General features: G+C 62.0%; 27 protein-coding genes. 10 read left to right on the top strand and 17 right to left on the bottom strand.

Going from position 1 to position 25,967, the window contains the following annotated elements:
- Nucleotides 1–3 precede the first annotated feature (3 nt).
- Entirely contained in the window at nucleotides 4–936 is a 933-nt protein-coding gene (gene cpaB / locus BFP99_RS09895; RefSeq protein ID WP_065947178.1) for a Flp pilus assembly protein CpaB, read from the bottom strand.
- A gap of 319 nt (nucleotides 937–1,255) precedes the next feature.
- Here cpaB and BFP99_RS09900 point away from each other — a divergent pair, with 319 nt between their 5' ends.
- Together BFP99_RS09900 and BFP99_RS09905 are read left to right on the top strand one after the other, a co-directional pair.
- Entirely contained in the window at nucleotides 1,256–1,453 is a 198-nt protein-coding gene (locus BFP99_RS09900; protein ID WP_065947179.1) for a Flp family type IVb pilin, read from the top strand.
- 53 nt (nucleotides 1,454–1,506) lie between these two features.
- Nucleotides 1,507–1,911: a response regulator gene (locus tag BFP99_RS09905; protein WP_065947180.1), complete on the top strand. Its 405-nt coding sequence runs from the start codon at nucleotides 1,507–1,509 to the stop codon at nucleotides 1,909–1,911.
- A gap of 8 nt (nucleotides 1,912–1,919) precedes the next feature.
- Here BFP99_RS09905 and BFP99_RS09910 read toward each other — a convergent pair whose 3' ends face one another.
- Together BFP99_RS09910 and BFP99_RS09915 are read right to left on the bottom strand one after the other, a co-directional pair.
- Complete coding sequence (locus BFP99_RS09910; protein ID WP_065925538.1) at nucleotides 1,920–3,602, bottom strand: ShlB/FhaC/HecB family hemolysin secretion/activation protein; 1,683 nt, start codon at nucleotides 3,600–3,602, stop codon at nucleotides 1,920–1,922.
- A gap of 185 nt (nucleotides 3,603–3,787) precedes the next feature.
- Nucleotides 3,788–5,257, bottom strand: a complete 1,470-nt coding sequence (locus BFP99_RS09915) for a collagen-like triple helix repeat-containing protein (protein WP_065947181.1) — start codon at nucleotides 5,255–5,257, stop codon at nucleotides 3,788–3,790.
- Here BFP99_RS09915 and BFP99_RS33255 point away from each other — a divergent pair.
- Nucleotides 5,256–5,429 (top strand): hypothetical protein, encoded by a 174-nt coding sequence (locus tag BFP99_RS33255; protein ID WP_155954386.1) that lies wholly within the window; start codon nucleotides 5,256–5,258, stop codon nucleotides 5,427–5,429. The two genes, BFP99_RS09915 and BFP99_RS33255, sit on opposite strands and share 2 nt — an antisense overlap.
- A 128-nt stretch (nucleotides 5,430–5,557) precedes the next feature.
- Here the strand turns inward: BFP99_RS33255 and BFP99_RS09920 are convergent, their stop codons facing one another.
- A complete protein-coding gene (locus tag BFP99_RS09920) occupies nucleotides 5,558–6,406 on the bottom strand; it encodes a MaoC family dehydratase (RefSeq protein ID WP_065947182.1) in 849 nt (282 codons plus the stop codon).
- 2 nt (nucleotides 6,407–6,408) lie between these two features.
- Nucleotides 6,409–7,752, bottom strand: coding sequence for a 3-oxoacyl-ACP reductase (locus tag BFP99_RS09925; protein WP_065947183.1), 1,344 nt, complete (start codon nucleotides 7,750–7,752; stop codon nucleotides 6,409–6,411).
- A 103-nt stretch (nucleotides 7,753–7,855) separates the two neighbouring features.
- Between BFP99_RS09925 and BFP99_RS09930 the strand changes: the two genes are divergently transcribed.
- A complete protein-coding gene (locus tag BFP99_RS09930) occupies nucleotides 7,856–9,133 on the top strand; it encodes an acetyl-CoA C-acetyltransferase (protein WP_065947184.1) in 1,278 nt (425 codons plus the stop codon).
- Between the two features lie 133 nt (nucleotides 9,134–9,266).
- On the top strand, nucleotides 9,267–10,166 hold the full coding sequence (locus BFP99_RS09935; RefSeq protein ID WP_027607961.1) for a PA4780 family RIO1-like protein kinase: 900 nt from the start codon (nucleotides 9,267–9,269) through the stop codon (nucleotides 10,164–10,166).
- A 97-nt stretch (nucleotides 10,167–10,263) separates the two neighbouring features.
- Here BFP99_RS09935 and cueR read toward each other — a convergent pair whose 3' ends face one another.
- The 3 genes from cueR to BFP99_RS09950 form a co-directional block, all read right to left on the bottom strand.
- Entirely contained in the window at nucleotides 10,264–10,665 is a 402-nt protein-coding gene (gene cueR, locus BFP99_RS09940) for a Cu(I)-responsive transcriptional regulator (RefSeq protein ID WP_065925533.1), read from the bottom strand.
- The gene (locus BFP99_RS09945; protein WP_065947185.1) at nucleotides 10,662–12,878 is read right to left on the bottom strand and encodes a heavy metal translocating P-type ATPase; all 2,217 of its coding nucleotides are present in this window, start codon (nucleotides 12,876–12,878) and stop codon (nucleotides 10,662–10,664) included. Before BFP99_RS09945 ends, cueR begins: the two co-directional genes overlap by 4 nt.
- Before the next feature lie 65 nt (nucleotides 12,879–12,943).
- A complete protein-coding gene (locus BFP99_RS09950; RefSeq protein WP_027607958.1) occupies nucleotides 12,944–13,324 on the bottom strand; it encodes a hypothetical protein in 381 nt (126 codons plus the stop codon).
- A gap of 147 nt (nucleotides 13,325–13,471) precedes the next feature.
- Between BFP99_RS09950 and BFP99_RS09955 the strand changes: the two genes are divergently transcribed.
- Together BFP99_RS09955 and BFP99_RS09960 are read left to right on the top strand one after the other, a co-directional pair.
- Nucleotides 13,472–13,669, top strand: a complete 198-nt coding sequence (locus BFP99_RS09955) for a heavy-metal-associated domain-containing protein (protein ID WP_027607957.1) — start codon at nucleotides 13,472–13,474, stop codon at nucleotides 13,667–13,669.
- A gap of 85 nt (nucleotides 13,670–13,754) precedes the next feature.
- Complete coding sequence (locus BFP99_RS09960) at nucleotides 13,755–14,948, top strand: multidrug effflux MFS transporter (protein ID WP_027607956.1); 1,194 nt, start codon at nucleotides 13,755–13,757, stop codon at nucleotides 14,946–14,948.
- An 8-nt stretch (nucleotides 14,949–14,956) separates the two neighbouring features.
- Here the strand turns inward: BFP99_RS09960 and BFP99_RS09965 are convergent, their stop codons facing one another.
- The 3 genes from BFP99_RS09965 to BFP99_RS09975 all read right to left on the bottom strand — a co-directional run bounded on the left by BFP99_RS09965 (nucleotide 14,957) and on the right by BFP99_RS09975 (nucleotide 16,618).
- Nucleotides 14,957–15,139 (bottom strand): hypothetical protein, encoded by a 183-nt coding sequence (locus tag BFP99_RS09965; RefSeq protein ID WP_027607955.1) that lies wholly within the window; start codon nucleotides 15,137–15,139, stop codon nucleotides 14,957–14,959.
- 147 nt (nucleotides 15,140–15,286) lie between these two features.
- The gene (locus tag BFP99_RS09970) at nucleotides 15,287–16,300 is read right to left on the bottom strand and encodes a zinc-binding alcohol dehydrogenase family protein (RefSeq protein ID WP_065947186.1); all 1,014 of its coding nucleotides are present in this window, start codon (nucleotides 16,298–16,300) and stop codon (nucleotides 15,287–15,289) included.
- Nucleotides 16,301–16,324: 24 nt separating this feature from the next.
- On the bottom strand, nucleotides 16,325–16,618 hold the full coding sequence (locus BFP99_RS09975) for a putative quinol monooxygenase (RefSeq protein ID WP_065925529.1): 294 nt from the start codon (nucleotides 16,616–16,618) through the stop codon (nucleotides 16,325–16,327).
- A gap of 115 nt (nucleotides 16,619–16,733) precedes the next feature.
- Here BFP99_RS09975 and BFP99_RS09980 point away from each other — a divergent pair, with 115 nt between their 5' ends.
- Nucleotides 16,734–17,663, top strand: a complete 930-nt coding sequence (locus BFP99_RS09980; protein ID WP_065925528.1) for a LysR family transcriptional regulator — start codon at nucleotides 16,734–16,736, stop codon at nucleotides 17,661–17,663.
- Between the two features lie 134 nt (nucleotides 17,664–17,797).
- Nucleotides 17,798–18,493: an ArsR/SmtB family transcription factor gene (locus BFP99_RS09985; RefSeq protein WP_065947187.1), complete on the top strand. Its 696-nt coding sequence runs from the start codon at nucleotides 17,798–17,800 to the stop codon at nucleotides 18,491–18,493.
- Between the two features lie 72 nt (nucleotides 18,494–18,565).
- On the opposite strand, the gene BFP99_RS09990 is transcribed toward BFP99_RS09985, so the two are convergent.
- Complete coding sequence (locus tag BFP99_RS09990) at nucleotides 18,566–19,519, bottom strand: adenosine deaminase (protein ID WP_043051475.1); 954 nt, start codon at nucleotides 19,517–19,519, stop codon at nucleotides 18,566–18,568.
- A 194-nt stretch (nucleotides 19,520–19,713) separates the two neighbouring features.
- Between BFP99_RS09990 and BFP99_RS09995 the strand changes: the two genes are divergently transcribed.
- A complete protein-coding gene (locus BFP99_RS09995) occupies nucleotides 19,714–20,805 on the top strand; it encodes a calcium:proton antiporter (protein WP_065925525.1) in 1,092 nt (363 codons plus the stop codon).
- A gap of 104 nt (nucleotides 20,806–20,909) precedes the next feature.
- Here BFP99_RS09995 and BFP99_RS10000 read toward each other — a convergent pair whose 3' ends face one another.
- The 5 genes from BFP99_RS10000 to BFP99_RS10020 all read right to left on the bottom strand — a co-directional run bounded on the left by BFP99_RS10000 (nucleotide 20,910) and on the right by BFP99_RS10020 (nucleotide 25,893).
- Nucleotides 20,910–22,268 carry an 8-oxoguanine deaminase gene (locus BFP99_RS10000; RefSeq protein WP_065925524.1) on the bottom strand — a complete coding sequence of 453 codons (1,359 nt, stop codon included), beginning with the start codon at nucleotides 22,266–22,268 and terminating at the stop codon, nucleotides 20,910–20,912.
- Between the two features lie 146 nt (nucleotides 22,269–22,414).
- Entirely contained in the window at nucleotides 22,415–23,101 is a 687-nt protein-coding gene (locus BFP99_RS10005; RefSeq protein ID WP_065947188.1) for an SDR family oxidoreductase, read from the bottom strand.
- Between the two features lie 56 nt (nucleotides 23,102–23,157).
- Entirely contained in the window at nucleotides 23,158–23,739 is a 582-nt protein-coding gene (locus tag BFP99_RS10010) for an IMPACT family protein (RefSeq protein ID WP_065940975.1), read from the bottom strand.
- A gap of 12 nt (nucleotides 23,740–23,751) precedes the next feature.
- A complete protein-coding gene (locus BFP99_RS10015) occupies nucleotides 23,752–24,411 on the bottom strand; it encodes a TetR/AcrR family transcriptional regulator (protein WP_027607945.1) in 660 nt (219 codons plus the stop codon).
- An 87-nt stretch (nucleotides 24,412–24,498) separates the two neighbouring features.
- Nucleotides 24,499–25,893, bottom strand: coding sequence for a uracil-xanthine permease family protein (locus BFP99_RS10020; protein WP_065947189.1), 1,395 nt, complete (start codon nucleotides 25,891–25,893; stop codon nucleotides 24,499–24,501).
- Nucleotides 25,894–25,967 lie beyond the last annotated feature (74 nt).

Here is a 25,967-nt window from a genome sequence, read left to right on the forward strand (position 1 = left end):
CAATCACGGGGTTTGTTCAGTGGCCTGCGCGCCGCGAATCACCTCGACGCCCCGGCGTACAGCGGGTGCGCCGCTGATTTGCGCGACGCTTTTGGGCGGTCCCACAAGGGCAAGCTGGGTGAATTGGTAGAGGTCACGATTGGCATTGGCCAGTTTGTCCGAAGCGTCGTTTTCCCCGGCCCAGTACTGGCTGAGCAGTTGCTCCTCGGCACTGCGCACGGCCAGGCGCAAGGTACCGGCTTGCGACGCCAGCATCAGGCGGCTCAATAGAGGCTCCGGCACGGCCAACACCACGGTGCGTGCAGCAGCGCGACGCTGGGCAGCCTGGGCGCGCTCCTCGGGCGTGGCGGCGGGCGGCACGGCCGGCAAGCCATCGTTGGCCAGGCCCAATTGGTCACCGACGCTGAGCAGGCGCAGGGCTGGAAGGACGATTTGTGCCGACTGCTCCGCGTTGCCAGCATCCTGGCGCAGGAACAGCAGCACATCCACATAGTCGCCGGGGCTCAGTTGGCCTGCCGCGCCGATCACCTCGTCGACGGCCACGGCCAATGCGCGCTCATCGGGATGAATCATGCGGGCAAGCGGGCCGCCGGCGCTGAAGCTTTCTTCGCTGAGCCAGGTACCTGCTCCCAGTGCGCGCAGTGGTTGGCGGCCGATGGCCTGGTCCAGCCGCGTCAGGCTGCCGGCGGGCACCGTGCGGAGTTTTTCCACGACCAGGTCGGCAGCGGTAAGTGCAACGAAGGCAGGGACGTCATGCGCCAGTACGACCACTGGTTGGCGGGTCTGGTCTTCGACGACAGCAGTGGGCTTTTCGGCAGAAATGACAGGTGTTGCGACGGGCTCCGTTTGGCGGCTCAACACCAGCCCCCAGTACCCTGCAATCAATGCCCCGATTAGCAGCACAGCGGCCAGGGCCATGCTGATGCGACTGTTCATGACGGCTCTCCCTTTCCCGTTGCACTACCTGTTCGTCAATCCAAACGAACTAATTCGCAACCTGGCTGTGATGAACATCTAACGATTTGGCTATTTGAAGGTAGCTCAGCCAGGACGAAACGCCATTTGTCACGGATAAAATTTTATTTGAACGCTATTTGCAGCCGGGTAGTCAGGCATGCACCGACGACTAATACTTTGTGATTAATGAGTTCTTACAGTTGTGAGGCTGAGGTTTGTTGGCAATGCTCTAATTGCACGTCGCAAACATCGTGCTAGAGCCGTACTGGCTTTTAGTGGCGTATTAGGGAGAAGTCGTATGTTCCTTGACCTGATGTTGAAGTTATATGTTCAGATACAACTGTTCTTCAAACGCAAAGAGGCTGCTTCAGGTATTGAATACGCCATTATCGTGGCGCTGGTGGCCCTCGTCATTGTGGGTGCCGGAACAGGCCTGGGCACCAAGATAAGTGGAATTTTCACTTCGATCGCTACCAAGCTGCCAACGGCGACCTGACTGCCAAGTTGCAGCGGCTATTCTCCAATTACCCCATTCTTCCAGGTACGGCCATGAGCGCATCTTCTTTGTCTCGCCAACAAATATTATTGGTGGACGACGAAGAGGATGCTCTGGTTGAGCTGGCCGAATCCCTCGAACACGAGGGCTTTGTCTGTTTTACCGCCACCTCCGTGACCTTCGCCTTGCAAGAATTGACACTGCATCCGGATATCGCCCTGGTCATTACCGACCTGCGCATGCCTGAGGAAAGCGGTATTTCCTTGATCAAGCGCCTGCGCGAACACACCTCGCGCTCGCACCTGCCGGTGATCGTGATGTCGGGCCATGCCGAGATGGATGACGTCAGCGACATGCTGCGCCTGCAGGTGCTGGACCTGTTCCGCAAGCCGATCTATCTGGTGCGCTTGATCGATACGCTCAACAACCTGTTTCCTCTCTCTCACTCCAGGTATTAAGCGCTCATTCACAGCTGATAAGTGAAGCTCAGCGTATACCGCGGCCGCCGGTCGAAGTTATCCCGCGCCACATCCGCCATCGGCTTGGCCGCCTCCACGGAAATGTTGTAGTACCTGGCGTCGCCAAAACGCAGGCCCAGGGCCGCCGATGACATATCGCTGCCCTTGACCGGCAGGTCGTTGAACCAGGCCCTGGCGCGGTCGAACACCATATAGGGCTGCAGGATGCGCACCCACTCGCTGGTACGGTTGTAGCTGTAGTTGATCTCATACGCCACGCCCCAGCCTTTGTCGCCGGAGCCCTGGTCATCGGGGTAGCCACGGCCGAAATTCTGCCCGCCGAAGGTGGCGCGCTCGCTGTCGGGCAGGTCGTCGTGGCTCCAGTAGAGTGCGCCGGAGAGCACACCTTGCCAGTTATCGAAGAGCCTGTTGCTCTGCACGCCGGAGAGACGCAGGCGGAAGAAGTCGAGGTCCGGCTTGAGCCCGCCGAAGTCTGTGCGGGTCTTGGCGCCCATGCCGTTGATGCCTTGGTACACACCGGCGCTGAGGATGCGCAACTGGGTCGTGTCGGCCTTGCGCCAATCGCCTTCGAACGCCAGTGCGCGCAGGTCTGTTTGCAGCGCCAGGCGTTGCGGGAAACCTTCGAGCTTGTAGCGCGTAGTCTGGTCGACGGCATAGTAGCGGGCGCCGAGGTTCAATGACTCGTTGGGCGACGCGATCAGCGGGTGGCTGAAGCCGATGGCGTAGCGGTCGATTTCCTGGTGTGGCTTGAGCTCCAGGCCTTCGCCCAGTTGCAGGCTGGTGCGTGGATCGGCGCGGTAGCGTTCACCCGACAGCGTGAGCTGGGTGCCCTCGGCATTGATGAATTGGCTGTAGGCTGCGCGGTAGTAATGTTCTTTGTCGTCGCCGGGCGGGAACAGGCCGCTGAGGCTCAGTTGTTCGCCCATGGAGGTCCAGGAGTTGCCGGTGCCGGTGAGCAGCGCCTGCGTGCCGCCTCGGCTGGCCTCGTTGAGGCTCATGCTGGTGGTGAAGGGTTTGCGGCTGGCGGTGATGTGCATCGGCGTGCCGCCGTCGGTGGTGGCGGGCGGCGGTACCTGGGCCTGCAAGGTTACGCCCGGGATGGCGCTCATCAGTGTCGTGTAACGCTCGAACGTCTTACGGGTGAGTGGACGTTCGGCCTTGAGTTTTTCGGCGAGTTTGTCGACGTATGACGAAACCGGGCCGATGTCGCCTTGCAGCTGGTAATCGCGGATATAGCCTTCGACCAGCACCACATGCACCAGGCCGCCGTCGAAGCGCTGTTCCGGCAGGAAGGCGTAGGACAGCAGGTAGCCATCTTCCTGGTAGCGGCGGGTGATGCTGCGGGTGGCTTCGATCAATTGCGCCAGGTTGGTTTCATGGCCGATCAGCGGTTCGAATGCCTGGGCGACGTCCTTGAGCGGGTAGACCGTGCCGCCGTCGATCTGCAGCTTTCGAATGGTCACCTTGGTGTCCATCAGCAACGGCTGCTCCGCGCTGGCAGCAGGGGCGGGCAGTCGGGTCTGCGGGGGCGCCGGTCGATACGCGTCGGCGGGCAGGTTAGGCACGGGCAGGTTGCGGACGGTGTCGTTGCTATTGAGGAAACTGGGCAGGGGGTCGGCGTGGACGGAAGCACTGAGGGTGAGCAGTAACAACGGTGTCAAAGCGCGCATAGGACACTCCATGGTCAAAACTGCTGCAGCGTTTTGCAGGTTCCCGTCGGGCTCGGGGAGCGCGGTCTGGGTGTTTTCAGGGGTCGATCATTGACCCATGAAAAAAAGACGAGAGACTTAGCTGGTCTCTCGTCTCAACCAAGCGTAGGCGCTGTAGGTGAGGCCGTCTAATCGGCCAGGTGCAATCATTTCCTGCCGGTCAGGCCACCCAGCAGCCCGCCCAGGGCACCGCCATTCGTGCTGGTGCTGGCACCCGCGGAGGTCGTCACGGCCAGGCCGCCGCCGAGCAAACCACCACCGGTGTTGGGGCCGCCGCTGACCAATCCTCCGACCGAGGCCACGGTGCCACCCACTGCGTTGACGGTACCCCCCAAGGCGTTGATGACCGGGTTGGCGTTGGTGCTGGTGATTTGGCTGCCCAGCCTGCTGACGGCGCCGCCGGCGTTGGTGGCCAGGCCGTTGATTGGAGTGCCCAGGCCGGTGGCATTGCCGACGGTTTGAGTGAGGCGGGTGACGCCACTGGTGACGGGGTTCAACGCGCCGCCGACCTGGCTGGTCAACGTGGCAATGGGAGTGCCTGCGGCGGTGTTGGGGACGCCACTGCCGCCCAGAAGGGTGCCCAGGGATGCCACGGTAGTGCCCGCCTTCACACCGGTGACGCCGGTGGCGCTGACCAGACCGTTGCTACTGCCGGCATTGAGGCCGCTGCCGGCGCCCGCTATCACGCCGCCGATGAGTTCCGCCAGGCCCGGTCTGCGGTTGCTGCCGCCACTGTTACCCGTGGCGTCGACATAGCCGCTGGCCTTGCCGACCACGGTACCCACGCCATTGAGCACGCCGCCCACGGCGCCGGTCGCCGGGTTGCCGCTGCCACCGGTGTCGGCGACTTGATTGCCCAGGCTATCGACGGTATCGCCGAGCTTTTGCAGCAGGCCGCCCACGGGGCTGTCCAGGCCGGTCGTGCTGCCGACTTTAGCGGTGGTGCTTTCCACCAGCGACACCACCGGGACCAATACCTTTGCGCCAAGCGTATGGGTGGCCGAGCCCAGCGGGCCGGTGGTACTGGCGGTGCTGAGGGTGTCGCCGAGCATGGTCACGGCATTGCCGAGCTTGCCGACGACGTTGCCTGCCACCGGTGCCGCGCCGCTGACCACCGGCACGTGCCCCAGCAAGGTGGCGACGTTCTGGCCGGTGGCGGTCACGCCTGCACCGAGGTCGGAGACACCGTCGGCCACGCCCGCGACGGTGTTGCCCAGTGCATTGCTGTCGGTACCCAGTGAACCGAGGCCATCCGACAGGCCGTCGCCGATGCTGCTGACGGCGTTGCCGGTAGCACGCACCAGGCTGCGCGTAGTTGCACCCACGATAGGCAGGCTGCCGAGGGTAGTGCCCAGGCTGCTGACGGTGCCGCCGAGGTCGGTCACGGTATCGCCGAGGGTGTCGGCCACACTGGCCGTTACCAGGGTGCTGGTTGCGCCAGTACTGCCACCGTCTGTACCGCCACCACCGGTGCTGCCACCGCCAGCAGCAGTATCCGAGGAAGCAGAGCCCCCACTGCGATGTCCGCCGCCACCGCTGCTGCAACCGCCGAGTGTGAGTGCGATTGCCAGTGCCAGCGTGGTACTTGCTTTCCAGAACATGACTTGAGTCTTCATGATTGAGTTCCTTGCACCTGTACAACCTGAGTTGTCTCAAACGCTGGCTATTTCTGCGGATAGCGATGCGTTTGTCCGTGTGGCTATAACAGGCCCGGGCGCTCTTTCTCTCAATGCTCAACTTGGTATTAATGATTTATATACGGCTGGGTTGTACCGTTTAAGCGACTAATGCCAAAGGTATAGGGCATGATGTTTCTGGATGTATATATGTTTAAAATCAAAAACCTGCATATAAAAAGCGAGCCTGAAAAGGCCCGCTATCACTTAGGGTGTATATATACAATTTATCAGTCGCTTTTATGCAATGGGCTGCCATTTACCCAGCATATGCTCGATGTCACCCGCGCCTTTCAATAAGAATTCGCCGCTGGAACCGGCGGCGCTGGCCAGTAACCTGACTTCACTGGGCAGGCGCACGGGCTTCCTGAACTCCACGTCTATCTCAATATTGGCCGCAGGCAGGTGTTCACCCAGGGCGGCGAGGGTGTGCGCCTTGTTCCACAGCCCGTGGGCGATGGCTTGGGGGAAGCCGAACAGTCTGGCGGTCGGCGCACTGAGGTGGATCGGGTTGTAGTCTCCTGACACCCGTGCGTAGCGGCGGCCGATATCGGCTGGGGCCTTCCAGCGAGTCAATTCGCTGATCTCGGCAGGGCTGGGACGGGCATCATCGGTCGCTTCGCCTTCGAGCTTTACACCCCGGCACAGCATTCGGCTCTCGGCTTCCCACAGCAGGCCGAGAGAGTCTTCAACTGTGGTGACCACTTCAAAGGTCGCGCCCTTGGGGTGGGGCCTGAGGTTCTGCGTGTGCACGCCGATGGACAATTCGCTGACTCCGCCCAGTGGGCGATGGATGCGGATACGGTTACTCAGGTGAATCAATCCCAGCAGAGGGAAGGGAAACTTCTTATCGGTGAGCAACTGCATCTGAAGACCGAATGCCAGGATGTGCGGATAGGTCGCCGGCAGCATGGGGCTCTCGGTAAACCCGCAGACCTGGCGGTACGCCGCCACCTGCTTGGGGTCGACGCTTACCCGACAGCGCAGGCCTTGCTCGGGCAGCGTGGTGCCGGTGATCTTGCGCTTGAGCGCTGCCCGCCAATACAACGGTGGCAGAAACGGCGTACTGCCTAAGGTTTGCCAATCCATGCTTACGCTCCCAATAGACTTTGCCCACACACCCGCAGCGCTTGCCCGCTGACCGCACCGGAACCCGGCTGGCCCAGCCAGGCCACTGCTTCGGCGACGTCATGCGGCAAACCGCCCTGGCCCAGCGAGCTCATGCGCCGCCCGGCTTCACGCAGGGCAAAGGGAATATGCGCGGTCATCTGGGTTTCGATAAAGCCTGGGGCTACGGCGTTGATACTGATCCCGCGTTCTTCCAATAACGGCGCCCATGCCTGTACCAGGCCGATCAAGCCGGCCTTGCTCGCGGCATAGTTGGTCTGCCCACGGTTGCCGGCGATGCCGCTGATGGAGGCCAGCACCACCACGCGGGCGTTGTCGTGCAGGGTGCCGCTGTCCAGCAGTGCCTTGGTCAGCACTTGCGGGGCATTGAGGTTGACCGCCAGCACCGCGTCCCAGTATTCCGGGGTCATGTTGGCCAGGGTCTTGTCACGGGTGATCCCGGCGTTGTGCACCAGGATGTCGAGGCCGTCGGGCAGGTGTTCGATCAACTGGCCGGCGGCGTCTTCGGCGCAGATATCCAGCACCACGGTGCGCGCACCCAGGCGTGCGGCCAGGGCCTCGAGGTCGGCCTTGGCCTGGGGCACGTCGAGCAGGATCACTTCGGCGCCGTCGCGGGCCAGGGTTTCAGCGATGGACGCGCCAATGCCACGGGCTGCGCCGGTCACCAATGCCTTGCGCCCGGCGAGGGGGCGAGTCCAGTCTTCGACGGGCGTGGCACAGGCCTTGAGGCGAATCACCTGACCGGAGATATAGGCGCTTTTCGGTGAGAGGAAGAAGCGCAGCGCGCCTTCCAGTTGGTCTTCGGCACCGTCGCCGACGTAGAGCAATTGCAGCACGCCGCCGTTGCGCAGTTCCTTGGCCAGTGACCGGCTGAAACCTTCGAGGGCGCGCTGGGCGCTGGCGGCGAACGGGTCGCTGAGGCTTTCCGGCGCGCGGCCGAGGATCACCAGGTGTGCACTGTGATCCAGGTTTTTCAGCAACGGTTGGAAAAACTCACGCAGTTGCTTGAGCTGGTCGGTGTGTTGCAGGTCGCTGGCATCGAATACCACGGCCTTGAGCTTGGGGCCATGGCCGGGAATCCAGGTCGAAGTGTCGGCGCCGTAGGTGTAAATGGCGTCGGTGAGCCGGTTGGCAAACGCTTTCACGTTCGTTGCCAGCGCGCCACCACCCAGTAACAGCGCACCTTCCACCGGGCGCAGGCGCCCGGCTTGCCAGCGTTCCAGGCGTACCGGTGACGGCAGGCCAAGGGCGGCGACCAGGCGATGGCCGAGGCTTGAGTTGGCGAAGTCGATATAACGGTCAGACATGGAACGCTCTCCGAAGGCTGGGGTTCAAAGGGTTGACCATCCCAGGGTAGCAGTCGTTCGACTAGGCTCAGTTATCCAGACCACAACCGACAGGGAGCTTTCCATGACTCAATTGCGCCGTGTAGCGATCATTGGCGGTAACCGCATTCCTTTCGCCCGCTCCAATGGCCCCTACGCCACGGCGAGCAACCAGGCGATGCTGACCGCGGCCCTGGAGGGCCTGATCGAACGCTACAACCTGCACGGTCTGCGCATGGGCGAGGTGGCCGCCGGCGCGGTGCTCAAGCATTCCCGCGACTTCAACCTCACCCGTGAATGCGTGCTGGGTTCACGCCTGTCGCCGCAAACCCCGGCCTATGACATTCAGCAGGCGTGCGGCACGGGGCTCGAGGCGGCGTTGCTGGTGGCCAACAAGATCGCCCTGGGCCAGATTGAATGCGGGATTGCCGGTGGGGTGGATACCACCTCCGACGCACCTATCGGCGTGAATGAAGGGCTGCGAAAGATCCTGCTGCAAGCCAATCGCAGCAAGTCCATGGCGGATAAATTAAAAGTCCTGTTACAACTTCGTCCCCAGCACCTCAAGCCTGAGCTGCCGCGTAACGGCGAGCCGCGCACCGGTTTGTCCATGGGCCAGCATTGCGAATTGATGGCACAGACCTGGCAGATTCCCCGTGCCGAGCAGGATCAACTCGCCCTCGAAAGTCATCAGAAAATGGCCGCTGCCTATGCCGAAGGCTGGCATAACGATCTGCTCACGCCGTTTTTGGGCCTGACCCGCGACAACAACCTGCGCCCCGACCTGACTCTGGAAAAACTCGCCGCGCTCAAGCCCGCGTTTGAGCGCAGCGAAAAGGGCACGCTCACGGCCGGCAATTCCACGCCGCTCACCGATGGCGCATCCCTCGTGTTGCTGGGCAGTGAAGCCTGGGCCCAGGAGCGTGGTTTGCCGATCCTGGCCTACCTGCGAGATGGCGAAGCGGCGGCGGTGGATTTCGTCAACGGCGCCGAAGGCCTGCTGATGGCGCCGGTGTATGCGGTGCCACGTTTGCTGGCGAGGAATGGCCTGACGCTGCAGGACTTTGATTACTACGAGATCCACGAAGCCTTCGCGGCCCAGGTGTTGTGCACGCTCAAGGCCTGGGAGGATGCGGATTACTGCCAGACGCGCCTCGGGCTGGACGCGCCATTGGGGGCCATTGATCGCAGCCGGCTCAATGTGAAGGGCAGCTCGCTGGCGGCCGGTCACCCGTTTGCCGCCACCGGTGGGCGCATCGTTGCCAACCTGGCCAAGTTGCTCGACGCGGCGGGCAAGGGGCGCGGGCTGATTTCGATCTGCGCGGCAGGCGGGCAAGGTGTGACGGCGATCATCGAACGTTGAATTCGCCAAAATTGGCATATTGGATGCATTCTTGAGTGGTCAGAGGTCGGTAGCCCCTCCCACCGGCGAGCCGATTGCCGTATAACGAGTGCCATACGCGTATTTGGTAATAAAGGACCCACAATAAAAGCTGATGAAGACTCCTAAACGCATTGAACCCCTGATCGAAGACGGTCTGGTCGACGAAGTGCTGCGCCCACTCATGAGTGGTAAAGAAGCAGCTGTTTATGTGGTGCGCTGCGGCAACGAATTGCGTTGCGCCAAGGTTTACAAGGAGGCGAATAAACGAAGTTTTCGTCAAGCGTCTGAATACCAGGAAGGCCGTAAGGTCCGTAACAGCCGGCAGGCCCGGGCCATGGCCAAGGGCTCGAAATTCGGCAAGAAAGAAACCGAAGATGCCTGGCAGAACGCCGAAGTAGCGGCGTTGTTCCGTCTGGCCGGTGCGGGCGTTCGCGTGCCCAAGCCATACGACTTCCTTGAAGGCGTGCTGTTGATGGAGCTGGTGGCCGACGAGTACGGCGATGCTGCGCCACGCCTGAATGACGTGACCCTGGAGCCGGACCAGGCGCGTGAATACCACGCCTTCCTGATTTCCCAGATCGTGCTGATGCTGTGTACCGGCCTGGTGCACGGTGACCTGTCCGAGTTCAACGTGCTGCTCACGCCGACCGGTCCGGTCATCATCGACCTGCCCCAGGCGGTGGATGCGGCGGGCAACAACCACGCGTTCAACATGCTGGAGCGGGATGTGGGCAACATGGCTTCCTATTTCGGGCGTTTTGCCCCGGAGTTGAAGAAGACCAAGTACGCCAAGGAAATGTGGGCACTCTACGAAGCCGGCACCTTGCACCCGGCCAGTGTCTTGACCGGCGAGTTCGACGAGCCGGAAGAACTGGCGGACGTAGGCGGTGTGATCCGCGAGATCGAAGCGGCAAGGCTGGACGAAGAACGGCGCCAGGCCATTCGGGCGGCGGATGATGCGCCGCCGAGCAAAGCGTCGGAAGAGCCACCGCCGCCGCCCTGGATGCAGTGATCCCTGGCTGGATGAGGATCAAAATGTGGGAGGGGCAAGTCGAATCGTCGCACCGCCCCTCCCACATTTGGTTTTGCATGCATTCAGATAGATTCCGTCACGCGCAGCAGCTTCCCGATGCCAGTTCCTTGAGAATCGGACAATCCGGCCGGTGATCGCCCTGGCAGTGCTCCACCAGGTCCTGCAACGTATCGCGCAATTGCCCCAACTCCAGGATCTTCTGGTTCAATTCATCGATATGTTGGCGCGCCAGGGCTTTCACATCGGCGCTGGCCCGTTGCCGGTCCTGCCACAGGGTCAGCAGTTTGCCCACCTCTTCCAATGAAAACCCCAGGTCCCGCGAGCGTTTGATAAACGCCAGGGTGTGCAGGTCGTCGGTGCCGTAGATGCGGTAGCCGCTGTCGGTGCGATGGGCCGCCTTGAGCAGGCCGATGGATTCGTAGTAGCGAATCATCTTCGCGCTCAGCCCGCTTTGCCGGGCGGCTTGGCCGATGTTCATGGGCGTTGATCCTCCAAGTGCGACTGTTTCCAAGTGCTTGGTTTCCAAGTTTTCAACAGCAAGGCGTTGCTCACGACACTGACGCTGGACAAGGCCATGGCCGCGCCCGCGAGCACCGGGTTGAGCAGGCCGAATGCGGCCAGGGGAATGCCGATCAAGTTATACACAAAGGCCCAGAACAGGTTCTGGCGGATCTTGGCGTAGGTCTTGCGGCTGATCTCCAGGGCGGCCGGGACCAGGCGTGGGTCGCCGCGCATCAAGGTGATGCCGGCGGCATGCATGGCCACGTCGGTGCCGCCGCCCATGGCGATGCCGATGTCGGCGGCGGCCAGGGCCGGGGCGTCGTTGATGCCGTCGCCGACCATGGCCACTACGCCGGTTTTTTTCAGTTCGGCGACGGTGGCGGCTTTATCGGCGGGCAGGACTTCGGCGTGTACGTCATCAATGCCCAGCGCTTCGGCAACGACACGGGCGCTGCCGCGATTGTCGCCGGTGAGCAAGTGGCTGCTGATGTGCCGGGCCTTGAGTTGTGCCACCGCTTCCAGCGCGCCAGGCTTGAGCGTGTCACCAAAGGCAAACAGCCCGAGTACACGGGGTTGTGCGCCTTGCTCGATCAGCCAGGACAAGGTACGGCCCTCGGCCTCCCAGGCCGTGGCAGAGTCGGCCAGCCCACCCGCGTCCAGGCCGCTTTCTTCCAGCAGGCGCCGATTTCCCAGGGCCAGTTGGCGCCCGCCGAGGGTGCCGGCAATGCCACGTCCGGTCAGGGATTGGCTGGTGCTTACGTCCGCCACCGTCAGGCCTTGCTCGCTGCACGCATCCAGCACGGCCTTGGCCAACGGGTGTTCGCTGCCGCGTTGCAGCGCACCGGCCTGTTGCAGCAATGTGGCTTCATCGCCATCCACTGCCGCCAAATGGGCAATTTTTGGGGTGCCGGAAGTTAGAGTGCCGGTTTTGTCGAACACCACGGTGCTCACTTCATGGGCGCGCTCCAGCGCTTCGGCGTCCTTGATCAGGATGCCATAGCGTGCGGCGACGCCGGTGCCGGCCATGATGGCGGTCGGTGTAGCCAGCCCGAGTGCGCACGGGCAGGCGATCACCAGCACCGCCACGGCGTTGATGATCGCGGTCTCCAGCGGCGCACCGTACAGCCACCACCCCACCAGTGTGATCAACGCCAGCACCAGCACGGTCGGCACGAATACCTGGCTGACCTTATCCACCAGCTTCTGGATCGGTGCCTTGGCGGCCTGGGCGTCTTCCACCAGGCGGATGATGCGCGCCAGTACGCTTTCGGCACCGAGCGCGGTGGTGCGCACCAGCAGGCGACCTTCGCCATTGATGGCACCGCCGGTGACGGCGTCGCCGGGCTGTTTCGGCACCGGCAGGCTTTCGCCGCTGATCAGTGCCTCATCGGCATGGCTCTGGCCTTCTACCACTTCACCGTCCACCGGGAAGCGCTCGCCGGGTTTGACCAGCACCAGGTCATTAAGCTTGAGCGCGCTGATGGCCACATCCTCCTCGCGGCCAGCCTGTATACGCATGGCGCGTTCAGGGCGCAGGGCTTCCAGGGCGCGGATGGCGCTGGCGGTCTGGCGTTTGGCGCGGCTCTCCAGGTATTTACCGAGCAGCACCAGGGCGATCACCACGGCCGACGCTTCGAAGTACAGATGGGGCATGGTGCCCGAGGGGGCGGTCAGCCATTCATAGAGGCTCAGGCCGTAACCGGCGCTGGTGCCGATGGCCACCAGCAGGTCCATATTGCCGGCGCCGGCCCGCACGGCCTTCCAGGCTGCGATATAGAAGCGTGCACCGAAGATGAATTGCACCGGGGTCGCCAGGAGGAACTGCACCCAGGCCGGCAGCATCCAGTGCAGGCCGAAGGGTTGCACCAGCATCGGCAGCACCAGGGGCAATGCCAGCACAATCGCCAGCAGCAGCGACCAGCGCTCGCGGTGCAGGCGTTGGGCCTGATCGGCCTCGGTCCTGGTTTCGCTTTGCGGCAGGCTCGCGGTGTAGCCGGCTTTGTCGACGGCGGCGATCAGCACGGCCGGGTCGATCTGGCCCAGCACTTCGACGTGGGCGCGCTCGTTGGCCAGGTTGACGCTGACGCTTTGCACCCCCGGGACTTTGCCCAGCGCGCGCTCGACACGCCCGGCGCAACTGGCGCAGGTCATGCCGCCGATGGGCAGGTCAAAAGTGGTGGTTCCATTCATGGGGCAGTCCTCCAGAGAAGTTGCCCCTAGGATCAACCTTAACCTGTGGGGAAGGTCAAGCGTCTTCAGTACTCCAGTGCGGCAGGCTTGAGGTACATGCCTTCCGGGCCCTGGGCAATGCGCAATTTGCGTACGTCACCGGCCTTGAGTGTGATGTTCTGCGCCGGCGGTGCGAGCAGGCCCGGCAAGCAACCCGGTGACTGGCCCGGCAGCAGTTTCAGGCGCAGCGACACATTGCCGGCGGGCAGGTTGAACGAGGTGGACTGTTCCTGGAACAGGCGCCCGGCCAACTGGTCCTGGATGTACAGGCCGATCTCGCAATTGGTCGGTACTTCCAGGCGTTCGCGGGAAATGATCAGCACCGCATAGTCTTCTGCGGCGAGGGCCTGGGGCGCAGCGGCAGACAAGCTCATCAGGCCGACAAGGCCAAAAAACGACCAGCGCATGGCGAATGCTCCGTGGTTTGAATCGAAGATGGGTGAAGCTTGGCCGACGCCGCGGTGTAATACCAGCCCGGCCGAAAGTTTCAGAACTTGACCTTGCCATCGTGGCAAGGTCAAGACTGGGTTCAACCTCATCAAAGGAGTCATGTCATGCAAATATTCAGCGTTGAAGGAATGACCTGCGGCCACTGCGTTCGGGCCGTGACCCAGGCGGTGCAGAGCCAGGATCCGGCGGCCAGCGTGAAGGTCGACCTGGCGGCGAAAGAGGTGGGCGTCGAAAGCCGCCTGTCTGCCGAGGAAGTGATCAGCCTGATCAGCGAAGAGGGCTACAGCGCCAAGCTCGCCTGACCCATTCAAATAGTTAGCGAGCTATCGTATTCAATGCACCCAAGCGCGGCTAAACTGTCGGGCTGCCGACACACTTGGATGCCTGATGAACCTCCGCATAATCCTGATTCTGGGCGCCTTGAGCGCCTTCGCGCCGCTGGCGATCGATTTCTACCTGCCTGGCTTTCCTGCCATGGCGACGGCCTTCGGGACCGACGAAAAACATATCCAGTTGACCCTGGCGGTGTATTTCGCCGGCCTGGCCATCGGCCAACTGATCTATGGCCCACTGGCAGACCGCTTTGGTCGACGCGGCCCGCTGCTCAGCGGCGTAACCCTGTTTACCCTGGCGTCCTTTGCCTGCGCGTACGCGCCGTCCCTGGAATGGCTGATTGGCGCACGTTTCGTGCAGGCCCTCGGCGGTTGCGCGGGCATGGTGATTTCCCGCGCCGTGGTCAGTGACAAATGTGATGCGGTGGGCTCGGCCAAGGTGTATTCGCAACTGATGCTGGTGACCGGCCTGGCGCCGATCCTTGCGCCATTGGCGGGTGGTGTGATGGTCGGGTTGTGGGGCTGGCAGTCGATTTTCCTCGCACTGTCGATCTTCAGCGTGATGGCGGCGATCGCCGTGGCGGTCGGTTTGCCGGAAACCTTTCCGGCCCATCAGCCGCGTCAACCCTTGTCCGGATCGCTGCGCCGCTATGGCGCGCTGTTGTCAGACCGGGTCTACCTCGGTTACGCCCTGACCGGGGGCATTTCGATTGCCGGGATGTTTGCCTACATCGCCGGCTCCCCGTTCGTATTTATCAAACTCTATGGCGTGCCCGCCGAGCATTACGGCTGGCTGTTCGGTTCCAACGCCGCGGGGTTCATCCTGGTTGCACAGGTTAACGCGCGGCTGCTGGCCAAGCGTGGCCCGGCGTTTCTGCTGTCGCGCACGGTGTGGGTCTATCTGCTGGCGGCGCTGTCACTGTTGGGCATCGCGGCCTTGCGCACCGAAGCGTTATGGCCGTTGCTGGTACCGCTGTTCATCTGTATCGCCAGCCTGGGCTGCATCTTGCCCAACACCTCGGCCTGTGCCATGAGCGGGCAGGGCGCCCGGGCCGGCAGCGCGTCGGCCTTGCTCGGTTGCATTCAGTTTGGTGTGGCGGCAGGGGCTGCTTCGTTGGTGGGCGTGCTGCACGACGGCACGGCGATGCCGATGGCGATGGTCATCAGCTTGTGCGGGGTGTTGGCGGTGACAATTGCGATGTCGACCCAGCGCCTGCAACGGGCAAGAGCCACGCAGGCGCAGGGCTGAAATGCAGGTCAGCCAGCGGCGGAGCGTTGCTGGCTGAGCGGGAAGCGGTGGGGAGCCTGGATGCGGGCTTGCAGGGTATCGGCGAAGGCGCGGGCCTCGGCCTCGCTGCGGAAGGTGAACGCGTCGCCGTCGAGACGAACCTGCCATTTATTGCCTGGGGATTTTGCTAACGCTTTTATCAGGATTTTCATTGCTGACTTCCTCACGTAAAAGAATCGTGGCAAAGGCGGCCAATATAAACCCGAATACGCTCACAAATATGACAAAGATCAACTCTCTGACTAGCGGTGTCGTCCCTCACTTACACGAATAACGGACGACACTGATAGACGTTATCTTCAGAACCCTTCCAGCACGATCTTGCCCTTGGCTTTGCCGCTTTCCAGCAGGGCATGGGCACGGCGCAGGTTCGCCGCATTGATCACGCCGAAGTGCTCGCCCACCGTCGTTTTCAAGGTGCCGGCGTCGATCAGTTCGGCCACGCGATTAAGCAGGTTGTGCTGCTCGATCATGTCCGGGGTCTCGAACATCGAGCGCGTGTACATGAACTCCCAATGCAGCGACAGGCTCTTGCGCTTGAGTTTGCTCACGTCCAGCGCCTTGGGGTCGTCGATCAGCGCCAGCTTGCCTTGGGGTTGCAGCGCTTCGACCAGTTGGTCCAGGTGATGCTCGGTCTGGGTCAGGCTGGCGACGTGGGTCACCTGCGGGTGGCCGGCTTGTTTCAGCGCTTCGCTCAGCGGTTGGCTGTGGTCGATCACCAGGTCGGCGCCGAGTGCCTTGGTCCATTCCTGGGTTTCCGGGCGCGACGCGGTGCCGATCACCGTCAAGGCGGTGAGCTGGCTGGCCAGTTGGGTCAGGATCGAACCCACACCACCGGCGGCACCGACGATGAGCAGGCTCTGGCCTTGCGCCTCTTTACCTTCACGCACTTGCAGGCGTTCGAATAGCAGCTCCCAGGCGGTGATGGCGGTCAGCGGCAGCGCGGCGGCTTCGGCAAAGCCCAGGCTCTTGGGCATATGGCCGACGATGCGCTCATCGACGGTGTGCAGTTCGCTGTTAGCGCCCGGGCGGACCAGGGAACCGGCGTAGAACACCTTGTCGCCGACTTTGAACAGGCTCACTTCACTGCCGACGGCCTTGACCACACCGGCCACGTCCCAGCCCAGCACTTTGGCCGCGCCGTTCTCCGGGGCGACGTTCTGGCGCACCTTGGTGTCCACCGGGTTGACCGAGATGGCTTTGACTTCTACCAGCAGGTCACGGGGGCCGGCGACGGGCTCCGGCAGCTGGATGTCTTGCAGGGATTTTTCATCGTTGATCGGCAGTGATGCGTAGTAAGCAATGGCTTTCATGGGGGCTCCGGAAAAAGGCGGTGATCAGGCGAGAAACTTCAGGCGCTTGAGTTCGAAGTGTTCGATGACATCAGCGGCTTTGGCGCGAAAATGTTGGATATGCGCACTCTGGTCGTGGTCGGCCAGTGCGGCGTCATCGCTCCAGCGTTCGAGCATGTAGAAGGTCTCAGGGTGTTGCAGGTCCTGGTGCAGGTCGTATTGCTCGCAGCCGGCTTCAAGGCGGGTGGGTTCCAGCAGGTCGCGCAGCAGCGGCTCCAGGGTGGCCTGTTGGCCAGGTTTGGCGATCAGCGTGGCGATGACGTTAAAGGCTGTGGACATATTCAACTCCAGACACGTGATAACGGGATGGGCAGATGATTGGCCATTTCCCTGCAAGATAAAAGCGGCTAAAACAGCACTCTGTTTCAATAATATTTTGATAATGGGTGGTTGAATGCTGCGTTTTGATGATTTGCAGTTGTTTGTACGCGCCGCGGACCTGGGCAGTTTGTCGGCGGCGGCGCGGGTGATGGACCTTTCGCCCGCCGTGGCCAGCGCGGCGCTCAAGCGTATCGAACAGCAACTGGGCACGCGTTTGCTGGCGCGCTCCACCCGCAGCCTGCGCCTGACCGCCGAAGGTGAAGGCTTCCTGGAATATGCCCGGACTGCGTTGAGCGCCCTGGACGAAGGACGGCGATTGTTGGCCAGTGGCCAGGACCATGTCAGTGGGGTGTTGCAACTCTCGGCCCCCTCGGATTTCGGCCGCAACCAACTACTGCCCTGGCTGGACGAATTTCAGCACGAGTACCCGCAACTCACCGTGCGCCTGCTGCTGGGCGATCGGATTGCCGACCTGTTCCGCCAGCCGGTGGACATTGCCCTGCGCTATGGCGAGCCCGAAGACTCCAGCCTGGTCGCCCTGCCCGTCGCGCCGCACAACGTTCGCGTGTTGTGCGCAGCCCCCAGCTATCTCGCGCGTTATGGCGAGCCGCGACAGCTGGAGCAATTGGCCCAGCACAATTGCTTGCTTTACATGCTTGGCAGCCGAGTGCATGACCACTGGAGCTTCCACGATGGCAAACGCGAAGTCAGCCTCACGGTCGGTGGTGATCGCTTCAGCGACGATGCCGATGTGGTGCGCCGCTGGGCGGTGGCGGGCGTGGGCATTGCCTACAAATCCTGGCTGGATGTGAGCACCGATGTACTGGCCGGGCGCTTGCGCCTGGTCTTGCCTGAATTGCGTGGCGAGCGCACACCGCTCAATTTGTTGTGCGCCCATCGGGCCCAGTTGAGCAAACCCATCAACCTGCTGCGGGAAATGCTCGTGTCGCGCTGTGCGACATTGACCGCTCAATTGCCGGAGCGATTGGGTACGACGTATTAGCCTCCATCACACAAGGAAATTTCACTCAGCTCATGTCCCTATTCATGCTGTCAGACGCCGCGGAACCGCTGGTTTACGCACCTATACTTTGGCGCCCACCACAGCAGAAAAATAATTCGACAGGGAGTGAATCGATGGAACAGGCACCATGCATCAGTCAGATCGCCAGCTTGCTCGCCGAACCCAAACGCACCGCCATGCTCTGGTCCCTGATGGACGGCTCGGCCAAGTCATCGGAGGAACTGGCGCTGCTTGCCGGGTTGTCACCTGCCTCGGCGAATGCCCATCTGGCACGGCTGACGGGGAGTGGCTTGCTGCGTACCGAGGGCCGGCGTGGCAAGCGGCTGTTTCGCATGGCGGCGGCCGATGTCAGCGTCGCCATCGATGCCTTGGCCAGTACGACCCTGGCCAGCGCCGCACGTAGTGCGCCGCATGCTTCACCGCCGGTGTTGGTGGCGCCGCCATTGTTGCGACATGCGCGGCTGTGCCAGGGCCACCTCGGCGGCGAAGTGGCGGCGCAGCTGCGTGAGCGGATGTTGGTGGCGGGGTGGATCGAGCGTCATGAGCAACGCATTGAGGTGACGATCAAGGGCGCACAGCACCTGGCGGGCCTGGGTATTTACACCCAGGCGCTGGCGTCGCCACTGGTGTGCGACTGCTTCGATTGGAGCCAGCGGCAACCGCACCTGGGCGGCGCGCTGGGTGCGGGGCTGTTGCAGTTGTTCATGCAATCGAACTGGATCAGCCTGGTCAATGAGTCCCAGGCGGTGCAGCTCAACGACAACGGGCTGGCAGAAATCGCCCGATTGGCCATGTCCGAACAATCTTAGCCTTGAGGGTTTGCCATCATCGCCCTGGCCTTTTTGATTCCATGGACCTGGCGATGATGGCTTTGCGTCCGGTCAGGGTTTTACCAGGCGCGCATCCAGGCTGTTCTGCGCCAGGCGTTTGGCCTGGTCCTGGGTCATGCCCAGCGAGGTGTACAGCGCGTGGAAGTTCTCGGTGACATAGCCGCCGAAGTACGCCGGGTCATCGGAGTTCACCGTGACCTTCACGCCACGCTCGAGCATGTCGAGGATGTTGTGCTGGGCCATGTCGTCGAACACACAGAGCTTGGTGTTGGACAGCGGGCAGACGGTCAACGGGATCTGCTCATCGATGATGCGCTGCATCAGGCGCTCGTCTTCGATGGCACGTACGCCATGGTCGATACGCTGGATTTTCAGCAGGTCGATGGCTTCCCAGATGTACTCGGGCGGGCCTTCTTCGCCGGCGTGGGCGACGGTGAGGAAGCCTTCGTGACGGGCACGGTCGAACACACGCTGGAACTTGCTCGGCGGGTGACCCATTTCTGAACTGTCCAGGCCCACGGCCACGAACGCGTCACGGAACGGCAGTGCCTGGTCGAGGGTTTTCTCGGCTTCGGCTTCGCTCAGGTGGCGCAGGAAACTGAGGATCAAACCGCTGGTGATGCCCAGTTGCTGTTCGCCATCTTTGAGCGCAGCGGCGATGCCGTTGAGCACCACTTCGAACGGTACGCCACGGTCGGTGTGGGTTTGGGGGTCGAAGAAGGGCTCGGTGTGGATCACGTTCTGGGCTTTGCAGCGCAGCAGGTAAGCCCAGGTGAGGTCGTAGAAATCCTGGGAGGTGCGCAGCACATCGGCGCCCTTGTAATACAGGTCGAGAAACTCTTGCAGGTTGTTGAAGGCATAGGCCTTGCGCAGGGTTTCGACGTCGTTCCACGGCAGCGCGATCTTGTTGCGCTCGGCCAGGGCGAACAGCAGCTCAGGCTCCAGCGAGCCCTCCAGGTGCAGGTGCAATTCAGCCTTGGGCAGGGCGTTGAGCCAATCGTACATTTTCTAAATTCTCATCAGGTGCAATGGCGGCATTCTACAGGCCGTGGCTTAAATAATCGGCAAAACCTGACCAGCAGGAGAGTATTCGATTTATTCACGCAAGGGCTGTGTGAACTAAGGTGTAACGAAACGTTAGCGGCTTGGCGCAGTCTGTACCCCATCAATGACTGATTTGCCGTACTAAAAGGCCCGGAATGCTCACATCCCTCAAGCAAGAAAAATTCATGCTGCTGGCGCTGATTGCCGCCATCGCCGCCTACCCGCTGGAGCACTGGATGCTGCACAGCGGGCAAATGGTGGCACTGTTGGCCGGCGTGGTGTTGATCGGTTTTATCGTCGTGGCGTCGATGCGCGTGGCCCACCACGCCGAGCAACTGGCAGAAAAAGTCGGCGATCCCTACGGCACCATGATCCTGACCCTTGCCGCAGTGCTGGTGGAGGTGGTGATCCTGGCGATCATGATGAGCAATGAGCCGTCACCCACTCTGGTGCGCGACACCATCTATTCGGCGGTGATGCTCGATATCAACGGCATCCTCGGTTTGGCAGCGTTGATGGGCGGCATCAAGCATGGCGAACAGTCCTACAATGATGATTCGGCGCGGACCTACAGCGTAATGATCCTGACCGCCATGGGCGTGTCGATGGTGGTGCCGGAATTTATCCCAGAAGCCGACTGGAAAATTTACTCGGCCTTCACCATCGGCGCGATGGTGGTGCTCTACACCTTGTTCCTGCGCATGCAGGTAGGGCCCCACAGTTATTTCTTCAGCTACAGCTACCCGGAAAAGCGTCGCAAGAAGCTGCCGGAGGAACAAGAGTCGCCGCCGGTGAACCTGGCGTTCTCCATCGGTACCCTGGTGTTTGGCGTAATTGTGATTGGCGCGCTGGCCGAGGTGATGTCCAAGACCCTCGACCTGGGCCTGGAAGGTACGGGTGCACCGCCGGTGATCACGGCGATTGTGGTGGCGGCTATTTCGGCGGCACCGGAGATTCTGACGGCCTTGCGCGCTGCGCTGGCCAACCGCATGCAGTCGGTGGTGAACATCGCGCTGGGTGCGTCGTTGTCGACGGTGATCCTGACGGTGCCGGTGATGGAAGCCATGGCGCTCTATACCGGCCAGCCGTTCCAGATGGCGATGACGCCGGTGCAAACGGTGATGGTGTTGATCACGCTGATCGTCAGTGCGATCAACCTCAACGATGGCGAAACCAATGCCATCGAAGGGATGACCCATTTTGTGTTGTTTGCGACCTTTATCATGTTGTCGCTGTTGGGCCTGTAGGAGCGAGCTTGCTCGCGAAGAACCTGAGATCGCCGCGTTAAACCAGAAAACCCGCGTTATCGTTGACGTTTTTCACGAGCAAGAACTAGGCGTCCCCCTCGCTCCTACAGGGGATGGATCAGGTTACGTGCCGCCTGGCTGTGATCGGCGATCAAGCCTTTCAGGTCCAGGCCTTCCACCTGTCCGTCGATAACCCGCCATTTGCCGCCGATCATCACCCGGTCCGCCCGATCCGCGCCGCACAGCAGCAGTGCGGAGATCGGATCATGGCTGCCGGAGAAACGCAGTTCATCCAGTTTGAACAGCGCCAGGTCGGCCTGTTTGCCTACGGCCAATTCACCAATGTCCGTACGCCCCAGTAGCTGCGCCGACCCCTTGGTCGCCCAACCCAGCACGCCTTCAGGGGTGATCTTTTCGGCACCGTAACGCAGGCGCTGGATGTACAGGGCCTGACGGGTTTCGAGGATCATGTTCGACGCATCGTTGGAGGCAGAACCGTCCACACCCAGGCCGATGGGCGCGCCGGCAGCCATCAGGTCCAGGGTCGGGCAGATGCCGGAGGCCAGGCGCATATTTGAGCTTGGGCAATGACAGATGCCCGTACCGGCGGCGCCCAGGCGCGCAATTTCATCCGGGTTGAAGTGAATGCCATGGGCCAGCCAGGTACGCGGGCCGAGCCAGCCGACGCTGTCCAGGTAATCCACCGTGCGCAGTCCGAAGCGCTGCAGGCAGAAATCTTCTTCGTCGAGGGTTTCGGCCAGGTGGGTGTGCAGGCGCACATCCAGGCTGTTGGCCAGTTCGGCGCTGGCTTGCATGATTTGCGGGGTGACGGAAAACGGTGAGCAGGGCGCCAGGGCAATCTGGATGTACGCGCCGTCGCCGCGCTGATGATATTCGCGGATCAGGCGCTGGCTGTCGTCAAGGATGACCTGGCCCTGTTGCACAGTCTGTTGCGGTGGCAGGCCGCCGTCGGCTTCACCCAGGCTCATGGAACCGCGGGTGAGCATGGCGCGCATGCCCAATTCGCGCACGCTGTCGACTTGCACATCGATGGCGTTTTCCAGGCCGTCGGGGAACAGATAGTGGTGGTCTGCCGCCGTGGTGCAGCCCGAGAGCAGCAACTCCGCGAGCGCCACCTTCGATGCCAGGGCGAGTTTTTCCGGAGTCAGTCGTGCCCAGACCGGGTACAGGGTTTTCAACCAGGGAAACAAGGGCTGATTGACCACCGGCGCCCAGGCGCGGGTCAGGGTTTGATAGAAGTGATGGTGGGTGTTGATCAGCCCGGGCAGGACCACATGCTCACGCGCATCGAACACTTGGGCGCAGGGCTGTGCGGGTTCCTGACCCTGTGCCAGCACTTCGGCGATCACACCGTCTTGCAGCACCAGGCCGCCACGGGCGTCGAGGCCGTTGGCGGTGAAAATCGCGAGGGGGGTTTTTAACCAGATACGGGTCGCAGGCATTGGCCGGCTCCTCTGAATGATGGGTTCAGGTTTGCCAGCTCAGTGATGCCCTGTCTGCTGATCCAGGGTCGCCGGTGAGGGCGAGGTGGGCAGTCTACGCGCGGATCGTTATCGACGGCAATCGCTCGATAACGACCCTGTGCGGCTTACCAGGCGATGGTGTCGCCTTTGTAGTCCACGAAGTGATGGCCGCCCTTGCCGGTGTAGGCGTTCACTTGGTCTACCAGGCCGCGCACGCTGGTGTCGACATCGATGTGCGCATTTTCGCCGCCCATGTCGGTCTTCACCCAGCCCGGGTGCAGCGACAGCACGGTAAGTTTGTGATCGCCCAGTTGGGTAATGAAGCTGTTGGTCATGGAGTTGAGTGCGGCCTTGCTGGCCTTGTACAGCGCCAGGTCCGAGCCGTCGGGGATGGTCACGCTGCCCAGTACTGAACTCATGAACGCCAGCACGCCGCTGTCCTTGCGGATCTGCCCGACGAAGCGCTGGGCCAGGTTGATCGGCGCCACGGCGTTGGTGAAGAACAGCTGGCCGACTTCCGCCAGGGTGGCATGGCCAGGTTCTTGATTGGCGGGGCCCTTGACGCCTGCGTTGACGAACAACAGGTCGAAGGTGCGGTCCTTGAGGCGTTGGTTCAGGGCGATCACGGCTTGCTGATCGTCCATGTCGAGTTTCTCGATCTGCACCGGGCCCACGGCTTTCAGGGCATCGGCCTTGTTCGGGTCACGCACGGTGGCGGTCACGTCCCAGCCTTCCTGGAGCAATTGCTTGACCAGGCCGAGGCCCAGCCCGCGTGAGGCGCCGATGATCAGTGCGGTTTTTGGCGTAGACATGAAGGCTTCCTTTAAAAGTCGCGGTTCAGGGTGTTCAGCGGACAACATTAGCAGTTTCAGCGTTGCAGCAGGATGCGCCCACGGCTCAGGTCGGCGAGCTGGGTTTGCAGGGTGTCGATGTGGGCATCGCCCAGGGCCAGTTGTAACTCCACGCCATTGGCGGTGAAGGTTTCCTCCAGCACCAGCCCGCCCAACTCGGCGACGCGCAATTTGACCAGGTTCAGCTCGGAGAATCCGCAGGCGCAACTCAGCGGCACGCGGCTGATCAGTTCGATGCGCTCGGCATTTTGCAGGCACTTGTTCGCACCGCCGCCATAGGCGCGGGCCAGGCCGCCGGTACCGAGTTGTATGCCGCCATACCAGCGAATCACCAGCACCGCGACCTGATCGAAGCCTTGGGCCTCGATGGCCGCCAGGATGGGCCGTCCTGCGGTGCCGCCGGGTTCGCCGTCGTCACTGCTGCGGTATTGATCGGCCAGCTTCCAGGCCCAGCAGTTGTGCGTGGCGTTAAGGTCGCTGTGCTGCTCGAAAAATGCCTGGGCTTCTTGCGGGCTGGTGATCGGTGCGGCCAGGGTGATGAAGCGGCTTTTGCGAATTTCTTCGCGGAACTCGCAAAGGCCGGTGAGCGTGAAAGACATAAGTGGCTTCGTCTAGAGGGCCGGCTTGATGCCGCAGCCCTTGAGAATGATGTGGATCAGGTTGGTGCCGGCGTCTTCCATATCCTGCTTGGTCAGCTTGGTGCGACCGGTGACGCGGCAGATCTGGGTGGCGAAGTCGGCATAGTGCTGAGTGCTGCCCCACAACAGGAAGATCAGGTGCACGGGGTCGATGGGGTCCATCTTGCCGGCGTCGATCCAGGCCTGGAACACCGCCGCCCGACCACTGAACCAGGCGCGATAGTCCTGGCTGAAGTATTCGGTCAGGCATTCGCCGCCGCTGATGATCTCCATGGCGAAGATCCGCGAGGCCTGGGGCTGGCGCCGCGAAAACTCCATCTTGGTGCGGATGTAGCGGGAGAGGGCTACGGCCGGGTCGTCCTCGGCGGTCAGCGTGTTGAAGGTGCTGTCCCACAGTTCGAGGATATTGCTGAGCACTGCGATATACAGGCCCAGCTTGTTAGTGAAGTAGTAGTGCAAGTTGGCCTTGGGCAGCCCGGCGCTGGCAGCAATGGTGTTCATGCTGGTGCCCTTGTAGCCATGGCGCGCGAACTCATCTTCAGCAGCCTGGAGAATCGCTTGTTCGTTCTTTTGCCGAATGCGGCTGGCGGGCTTACCGGCGTGGTTGCTGTGGGCAGGAACTTCGAGGCTCATGGAGGTTTCCGTGCTGATCGATAGAGACGACGTGTGCACAGATAACCCACCCTCAAGCCTCAGACAAGTCCCGATGCAATAAAACCGTCAAAGCGGTTCCAGGGTGTCGCTTTCCTGCGCGTGGTTTGCGTCAGGAGCGGGCACCTTGGATTCCGGCAGTAACAGGCACAACACGATGGCGGTCAGGCCGCCGCTGGTGATGGCTGAGTCGAACAGGTTCTGCACCAGGGTTGGCATCAGGTGCAGCAGGTTCGGTTGGGCGGCGATGCCCAGGCCGACGCCGAACGAGGTGGCGATGATCAGCATGCTGCGACGGTCCAGTGGTGCCTGGGCGAGGATGCGTACGCCGGCGGCGGCCACACTGCCGAACATCACCAGGGTTGCGCCGCCCAATACGGGCTTGGGGATTTGTTGCAGCACGGCACCGATCAGCGGGAACAAACCCAGGCAGAACAGCACCACGCCGATGTACAGGCCGACGTAGCGGCTGGCCACGCCGGTCAGTTGGATCACGCCGTTGTTCTGGGCAAAAGTGGTGTTGGGAAAGGCGCTGAACGTGGCGGCGATCATGCAACTGACGCCATCGCCGAGGACGCCGCCTTTGAGCCGGCTTATATAAGAAGGGCCGCTGATGGGCTGGCGCGCGATCATGCAGTTGGCGGTGAGGTCGCCGACGGTTTCGATGCTGCTGATCAGATAAATCAGCGCGATCGGCAGGAAGGCGCTCCAGTCGAAGTTGAAGCCGAATCGAAACGGGATCGGCAGGCTGACCAAAGGCAAGTCTCCCAGGGCCTGGGGCACCAGCTTGCCGCTGAACCAGGCGGCGAGGCTGCCGAGGGCCAGGCCGATGATGATCGCCGAGAGGCGCACCCAGGGTGTGTTGGAGCGGTTGAGCAAGATGATGGTCAGCACCACGAACAGGCCCAAAGCGAGGTTGGTCGGTGCGCCGAAGTCCGGTGCGTTGAAACCGCCGCCCAGGTCGGTGATACCGACCTTGATCAGGCTGATGCCGATCAGGGTAATGACAATCCCGGTCACCAGCGGGGTGATCACTCGGCGCAGTTGACCAATAAAGCGGCTGAGAATGATCTGCACGGCAGCGCCGAAAAAGCACACGCCGAAGATCATCGCCATGATGTCTTCCGGGCTGCCGCCGCGTTGCTTGACCAGAAATCCGGCCGAGAGCACTGCGCCGAGAAACGCAAAGCTGGTGCCTTGCAGGCAGATCATCCCGGCGCCGATCCCAAATGGCCTACGCGCCTGAATGAATGTGCCGACGCCGGACACCATCAACGCCATGCTGACCAGGTAGGGCAAATGGGCAGTCAAGCCCAGCGTGGAGCCGATGATCAGCGGTGGCGTGATGATGCCGACAAAGGCGGCCAGCACATGTTGCAGTGCGGCCAGCAATGCAGGGGCGGGTTTGGGGCGGTCATTGAGACCGTAGATCAGGTCGCTGGGGCTGGAGGATTCTGGTGGCATGGCAAGCAAACTCGAGGCGGACGGTTCTAGGTCCCTGTGTCCTTGCAAAAAGCTGTCCAGGTGCTCAGCTTTTT

This window comes from Pseudomonas sp. 1 R 17 (assembly GCF_900067035.1).
In the GTDB taxonomy this organism is placed as follows: Bacteria; Pseudomonadota; Gammaproteobacteria; order Pseudomonadales; family Pseudomonadaceae; genus Aquipseudomonas; species Aquipseudomonas marginalis.

Coding starts and splice junctions, on each gene's coding strand:
- cpaB (WP_065947178.1), bottom strand. CDS start 936: ATGAACAGTCGCATCAGCATGGCCCTGGCCGCTGTGCTGCTAATCGGG.
- BFP99_RS09900 (WP_065947179.1), top strand. CDS start 1,256: ATGTTCCTTGACCTGATGTTGAAGTTATATGTTCAGATACAACTGTTC.
- BFP99_RS09905 (WP_065947180.1), top strand. CDS start 1,507: ATGAGCGCATCTTCTTTGTCTCGCCAACAAATATTATTGGTGGACGAC.
- BFP99_RS09910 (WP_065925538.1), bottom strand. CDS start 3,602: ATGCGCGCTTTGACACCGTTGTTACTGCTCACCCTCAGTGCTTCCGTC.
- BFP99_RS33255 (WP_155954386.1), top strand. CDS start 5,256: ATGATTGAGTTCCTTGCACCTGTACAACCTGAGTTGTCTCAAACGCTG.
- BFP99_RS09915 (WP_065947181.1), bottom strand. CDS start 5,257: ATGAAGACTCAAGTCATGTTCTGGAAAGCAAGTACCACGCTGGCACTG.
- BFP99_RS09920 (WP_065947182.1), bottom strand. CDS start 6,406: ATGGATTGGCAAACCTTAGGCAGTACGCCGTTTCTGCCACCGTTGTAT.
- BFP99_RS09925 (WP_065947183.1), bottom strand. CDS start 7,752: ATGTCTGACCGTTATATCGACTTCGCCAACTCAAGCCTCGGCCATCGC.
- BFP99_RS09930 (WP_065947184.1), top strand. CDS start 7,856: ATGACTCAATTGCGCCGTGTAGCGATCATTGGCGGTAACCGCATTCCT.
- BFP99_RS09935 (WP_027607961.1), top strand. CDS start 9,267: ATGAAGACTCCTAAACGCATTGAACCCCTGATCGAAGACGGTCTGGTC.
- cueR (WP_065925533.1), bottom strand. CDS start 10,665: ATGAACATCGGCCAAGCCGCCCGGCAAAGCGGGCTGAGCGCGAAGATG.
- BFP99_RS09945 (WP_065947185.1), bottom strand. CDS start 12,878: ATGAATGGAACCACCACTTTTGACCTGCCCATCGGCGGCATGACCTGC.
- BFP99_RS09950 (WP_027607958.1), bottom strand. CDS start 13,324: ATGCGCTGGTCGTTTTTTGGCCTTGTCGGCCTGATGAGCTTGTCTGCC.
- BFP99_RS09955 (WP_027607957.1), top strand. CDS start 13,472: ATGCAAATATTCAGCGTTGAAGGAATGACCTGCGGCCACTGCGTTCGG.
- BFP99_RS09960 (WP_027607956.1), top strand. CDS start 13,755: ATGAACCTCCGCATAATCCTGATTCTGGGCGCCTTGAGCGCCTTCGCG.
- BFP99_RS09965 (WP_027607955.1), bottom strand. CDS start 15,139: ATGAAAATCCTGATAAAAGCGTTAGCAAAATCCCCAGGCAATAAATGG.
- BFP99_RS09970 (WP_065947186.1), bottom strand. CDS start 16,300: ATGAAAGCCATTGCTTACTACGCATCACTGCCGATCAACGATGAAAAA.
- BFP99_RS09975 (WP_065925529.1), bottom strand. CDS start 16,618: ATGTCCACAGCCTTTAACGTCATCGCCACGCTGATCGCCAAACCTGGC.
- BFP99_RS09980 (WP_065925528.1), top strand. CDS start 16,734: ATGCTGCGTTTTGATGATTTGCAGTTGTTTGTACGCGCCGCGGACCTG.
- BFP99_RS09985 (WP_065947187.1), top strand. CDS start 17,798: ATGGAACAGGCACCATGCATCAGTCAGATCGCCAGCTTGCTCGCCGAA.
- BFP99_RS09990 (WP_043051475.1), bottom strand. CDS start 19,519: ATGTACGATTGGCTCAACGCCCTGCCCAAGGCTGAATTGCACCTGCAC.
- BFP99_RS09995 (WP_065925525.1), top strand. CDS start 19,714: ATGCTCACATCCCTCAAGCAAGAAAAATTCATGCTGCTGGCGCTGATT.
- BFP99_RS10000 (WP_065925524.1), bottom strand. CDS start 22,268: ATGCCTGCGACCCGTATCTGGTTAAAAACCCCCCTCGCGATTTTCACC.
- BFP99_RS10005 (WP_065947188.1), bottom strand. CDS start 23,101: ATGTCTACGCCAAAAACCGCACTGATCATCGGCGCCTCACGCGGGCTG.
- BFP99_RS10010 (WP_065940975.1), bottom strand. CDS start 23,739: ATGTCTTTCACGCTCACCGGCCTTTGCGAGTTCCGCGAAGAAATTCGC.
- BFP99_RS10015 (WP_027607945.1), bottom strand. CDS start 24,411: ATGAGCCTCGAAGTTCCTGCCCACAGCAACCACGCCGGTAAGCCCGCC.
- BFP99_RS10020 (WP_065947189.1), bottom strand. CDS start 25,893: ATGCCACCAGAATCCTCCAGCCCCAGCGACCTGATCTACGGTCTCAAT.